The sequence below is a fragment of the Saccharomonospora saliphila YIM 90502 genome, from assembly GCF_000383795.1.
Classification (GTDB): Bacteria; Actinomycetota; Actinomycetes; order Mycobacteriales; family Pseudonocardiaceae; genus Saccharomonospora; species Saccharomonospora saliphila.
Window position 1 is genome coordinate 13167 of record NZ_KB912687.1, and the last position, 3448, is coordinate 16614.

The 3448-nt window shown below is 72.7% G+C and carries 6 protein-coding genes and 1 pseudogene; 5 read left to right on the top strand and 2 right to left on the bottom strand.

What is annotated here, in order from left to right; all coding sequences use genetic code 11:
- The 3 genes from SACSA_RS0114215 to SACSA_RS0114225 form a co-directional block, all read left to right on the top strand.
- Nucleotides 1-234, top strand: a 234-nt coding sequence (locus SACSA_RS0114215) for a siderophore-interacting protein (protein ID WP_019816568.1), incomplete at its 5' end; no start/stop codon positions are given.
- Between the two features lie 45 nt (nt 235-279).
- On the top strand, nt 280-528 hold the full coding sequence (locus SACSA_RS0114220; RefSeq protein ID WP_019816569.1) for a type II toxin-antitoxin system Phd/YefM family antitoxin: 249 nt from the start codon (nt 280-282) through the stop codon (nt 526-528).
- Entirely contained in the window at nt 513-902 is a 390-nt protein-coding gene (locus SACSA_RS0114225; protein WP_019816570.1) for a PIN domain-containing protein, read from the top strand. Before SACSA_RS0114220 ends, SACSA_RS0114225 begins: the two co-directional genes overlap by 16 nt.
- 17 nt (nt 903-919) lie before the next feature.
- On the opposite strand, the gene SACSA_RS0114230 is transcribed toward SACSA_RS0114225, so the two are convergent.
- Together SACSA_RS0114230 and SACSA_RS0114235 are read right to left on the bottom strand one after the other, a co-directional pair.
- Nucleotides 920-1735: a uroporphyrinogen-III synthase gene (locus SACSA_RS0114230; RefSeq protein WP_019816571.1), complete on the bottom strand. Its 816-nt coding sequence runs from the start codon at nt 1733-1735 to the stop codon at nt 920-922.
- A complete protein-coding gene (locus SACSA_RS0114235) occupies nt 1728-2696 on the bottom strand; it encodes a WYL domain-containing protein (protein ID WP_028661876.1) in 969 nt (322 codons plus the stop codon). The genes SACSA_RS0114230 and SACSA_RS0114235 overlap by 8 nt, the downstream gene beginning before the upstream one ends.
- Before the next feature lie 63 nt (nt 2697-2759).
- On the opposite strand from SACSA_RS0114235, the gene SACSA_RS0114240 reads away from it, so the two are divergent.
- Both SACSA_RS0114240 and SACSA_RS26210 read left to right on the top strand, forming a co-directional pair.
- Nucleotides 2760-3194, top strand: coding sequence for a DUF3224 domain-containing protein (locus tag SACSA_RS0114240; protein ID WP_048876822.1), 435 nt, complete (start codon nt 2760-2762; stop codon nt 3192-3194).
- 36 nt (nt 3195-3230) lie between these two features.
- Nucleotides 3231-3448, top strand: a pseudogene (locus SACSA_RS26210) (winged helix DNA-binding domain-containing protein); the annotation flags it as partial.

Here is a 3448-nt window from a genome sequence, read left to right on the forward strand (position 1 = left end):
GAGGCGGTGCTCGCCGCCGTGCGCGAGGCCGCACTGCCCACCGGGCTGCCCTACGCCTGGCTGGCGGGCGAGGCCGGTCTGGTCAAGCACACCCGGCGCCACCTGGTGCGCGACCGCGGCGTGCCCAAGCGCGCCATCACCTTCACCGGCTACTGGCGACAGGGCCGCAGCGAGGACGAGGCCAGCCGCGAGAACCTGCGCGCCCGCGAACGCGGCGAGCCCCTCGACGACTGACCCACGCGGTGGCACACGGTGTGACACAAGTGCTATCGTCGTGTCGTGACCACCGTGGGCCTTCGCGAGTTGCGCCAGCACGCCTCCGACCTGATTCGCCAAGTCGAAGCGGGCGAGGAGGTCATTGTCACCGTCGCGGGACGGCCGAGTGTGCGCATGACAGCGATCGCACCCAAACGCTGGCGCACCTATGAGGAAATCGCGGAACACCTTTCGGGTGACATCGACACTGACTGGGAACGAGACCGGGAACTGATCGACCAACGATTCTCGGATCCGTGGGAACCGCGGTGAAGGTCGTTCTCGATACCAGCGTTGTCGTCTCCGAGCTCACGCCGATCCCGGGACGTATGGCGATCAGCACGGTCACCATCGCCGAGCTGCATTTCGGCGTGCTGATGGCACGTGACGCCCGCGCCCGCGCGGCGCGCCTCCGTCGCCTTTCGTCGGTGGAAAGGTTGTTCGATCCGCTTCCCGTCGACGACGCTGTGGCCGCCAGTTACGGCGAACTCGCCGCTGCCGTGTCCCAGCTCGGGCGGCGACCTCGCGCGCGAGCGCTGGACCTCATGATCGCCGCTACCGCGCACGCGCACGGTGCGACGCTCTACACACGCAACGGCAAGGACCTCGCCGGACTCGATGGGCTCGTCGAGATCGCGGAGATATAGGCCACGGCCCGGGACCGCTACCGGCCCAGTTCCGCGACGAGGAGCTTGACCAGCGCACCCAGACGCTGGCGCTCGGGCTGGAGCGTGGGTACACCGACCTCGGTCAACGGCGCGGCGGTCACCGGGCCGACGCAGGCACACCGCACCCGGTGGGTCAGCGCGTCGACGAACTCGGCGCGGCGTCCCGCGTCGTCGGCCAGCGTGAGCAGGTTGCGCGTCGCCGGGGCGCTGGTGAACGCGAGCGCGTCCACCGCGCCGGAGCACACGTCGTCCACCAGGCTCCGGGCGGGACCGAGGTCCTCCGGCCACTGCCAGCGGTAGGGCCGCGCCTCCAGCACCTCCGCGCCGTGCGCACGGAGCGCGTCGGTGTGCTCGGTCAACGGCGCGCCGTGCGACTGCACCGCCACTCGCGCACCGCGCGGGTCCTCGGCGAGTACCCGGTCGAACAGCTCCCGGTCGGTCTCGCCGGGCGCCGACCACGTTTCGCGCAGCCCGTGGCCGCGCACCGCGCCGGTGGCCTTGGGGCCACGGGTGAACACCGCCGCGCGGGACAGCGACTCCAGAAGCGGCTCCGCCAGGCCCCAGCCCCGCGCGGCCTCGACCCAGCCCCGGAAACCCGCGCCGGTGGTCACGGCGACGTGGTCGATGTCGGCCGTGGCCACCCGCTCGGTGACCACGCGCAGGGCGTCGTCGTCGGGCAGCGGCACGATGGTCAGGGTCGGCGCGTGCTTCACCGTGGCGCCGTGGCGTTCGAGCGCGCCGAGGAACTCCTCGGCACGCCGCTCGGCCGTGATGCCGATCGTGACCCCGCCGAGCGCGTTCGCGTCAGTCATACAGCTCGCTCATCCTCACCAGCGCCTCCTCGACCCGGCGCCGGAGGCCGGGCGGGTCGAGCACGCGCAGTTCGGGGCCGAAGCGCAGCAGCTGCCCCAGCGCGGGCCCCTCCGCCTCGACCGGCAACAGCACGCGCGACCACCCGTGCTCGTCCGGGTCGCCGCCGGTCTCGCGCAGGGCGCGCGCACCGGCCGACCCGAGGTACCACGGTACGAGGTCACGCCCGGCCGGGGACAGCTCGACCAGGGCGTGGGACGGATACAGGCGGCGTTCGAAGTCGGCCGACCACGCCCGCCAGTACGCGCCGAGGTCGAAGTCGGCGGGCGGGTCGAACGTCTCCCCGGCCACGGTGAGGGAGCCGATCCGGGCGACCCGGTAGGTGCGCACCCGCCCGTCGGCGCGGGCCGCGAGGTACCAGACCCCCGCCTTGAGGACCAGCCCGAGCGGGTCGAGCACGCGCTCGACCCCGCTGCCGTCCCAGCGCCGGTAGGACACCCGGACCCGCAGGCGCTGCCACACGGCGTCGGCGACCTCGGCGAGCGCGGCGGGCTGTTCCCGCTCACGCAGCCAGCCGGGCTCGTCAAGCAGGAACCGGCCGGACAGCTCGGCCGCGCGGCAGCGCAGGTCGTCGGGTAGCGCGGCGTGCAGCTTGAGCCGCGCGGCGGCGAGCACGGTGCCCAGGCCCAGCTCGGCGGCGGCGTCCGGGAGCCCGGACAGCGCCAGCGCACGGGCCTCGGCATCGGTGAGCCCGGTCAGCCGCGTGCGGTAGCCGCCGACGAGCTGGTATGCGCCGTGCCGCCCGCGCTCGGCGTACACCGGAACACCCGCCTGTCCCAGCGCGTCCAGGTCGCGGTAGACGGTGCGCACCGACACCTCGAGTTCGTCGGCGAGTTGCCGCGCCGTCATTTGCCCCCTGGTCTGGAGCAGCAACAGCTCCGAGATCAACCTGCTCGCCCGCACACGGACCATTCTGCGCGGGAAACCTGACACAGGACGACAGGTATGCCGGGCAGAGTCGACCGCATGAACACACGACACGACGGCACCACGACCCGTACGGCCCGCGGCTCCTCCGTTCTGCGCGCGTGGGACGAGCACATCGCGGCGGGGCCCGAGGACGCACCCCGCTACGCGCACGCCCGCGCCACCTTCACCTACTCCGGTGCCATCGAAGGGAACTCGACCTGCGACTACCTGCTGTATTACGCCGGGCAGGGGCACGACGGCGACGGCCAGTCCGCGCCCGGCCTCGAATTCGTGGAGGGCACCGTAGACGGCAGGAACGGCACGTTCGTCCTGCGCCACGACGTGACCTACGGGCCGCACGGGATCGAGGACACCTTCACGGTGGTGCCCGGTTCGGGAAGCGGCGAGCTGGAGGGACTGACCGGCCACGGTAGGGCCGCGAGCGCGACCGAGACCGTGCCCTACACGTTCGACTACCGCCTCACCGGCTGAACCGGGTACCCGGAGCACGCGAGGAGGAGGACGCCGATGGCCGGTATCGACCGCGCGCGGGTTCTGGCTTACCGGATCGCCGCCCACGGCCTGCACCGGATGTCCTCGGACCCGGTCGAGTTGGCCGTCTTCGATCTCGGCGTGCAGGACACCACCCGGCGCGCCACCGCCGAGCTGGCGCTGGCCGCGCGACTGGCCGACGCGGGGCGGCGCGCCCCGCTCACCGAGGACGACCGGTTCACGCTCGCCTGGTC